This window comes from Lentzea albidocapillata, assembly GCF_000719115.1.
GTDB lineage: Bacteria > Actinomycetota > Actinomycetes > Mycobacteriales > Pseudonocardiaceae > Lentzea > Lentzea albidocapillata.
Genome location: NZ_JOEA01000104.1, coordinates 1 through 271 on the forward strand (window position 1 = coordinate 1; position 271 = coordinate 271).

Here is a 271-nt window from a genome sequence, read left to right on the forward strand (position 1 = left end):
CCGGTCCAACGGCAAGCCCTCCGAGTGCCGAGGTCACCGCGAAGCCGAGCAAGCCGAGCAGGAAGATCTTCTTTCTGCCGTGCACGTCCGCCAGCCGACCACCGACGAGGAGAAAGCCTCCGAACGTCAGGGTGTACGCGGCGACGACCCACTGTTTGGCCGAGTCGGACATACCGAGCTCGGTCTGCGCAGACGGCAGTGCGATGGTGACGACCGATGAGTCCAGAACGATCAGGAGCTGCGCGGAGACGACAACGGCAAGCGTTGCCCA

At 64.6% G+C, this 271-nt stretch carries 1 protein-coding gene; it reads right to left on the minus strand.

What is annotated here, in order from left to right:
* A partial coding sequence (locus IG04_RS0142030) for an MFS transporter (protein ID WP_030482312.1) occupies positions 1-271 on the minus strand: 271 nt, incomplete at both ends.